Consider the following 313-nt stretch of genomic DNA (forward strand, 5'->3'; position numbering starts at 1 on the left):
CCTGTCCACCGTGGTGCGCAACATGGCCGGCCCCTCGAATCCGCACCGGCGCCTGCCCACCTCGGCCCTGGCCGAGCGCGGCATTGCCGATGCGGCCAAGCTGCAGGCCGCCCGCGCCCAGGAGATCCAGGGCCTGATGCCCGATGGGGCCATCATCATCGCGGCCATCACCAGCTGCACCAACACCAGCAACCCGCGCAACGTCATTGCCGCCGCCTTGCTGGCGCGCAACGCCAATCGCCTGGGTCTCACGCGCAAGCCCTGGGTCAAATCCTCGCTGGCGCCGGGCTCCAAGGCCGTGGAGCTGTACCTG

1 protein-coding gene is annotated in these 313 nt (G+C 70.3%); it reads left to right on the forward strand.

Annotation, left to right across the window (positions count from 1 at the left end; translation table 11 throughout):
• A partial coding sequence (locus ACM14_RS30315) for an aconitase family protein (protein ID WP_254662175.1) occupies window positions 1-313 on the forward strand: 313 nt, incomplete at both ends.

Origin of the sequence: Delftia sp. JD2 (genome assembly GCF_001682645.1) — a bacterium.
GTDB lineage: Bacteria > Pseudomonadota > Gammaproteobacteria > Burkholderiales > Burkholderiaceae_C > Comamonas > Comamonas acidovorans.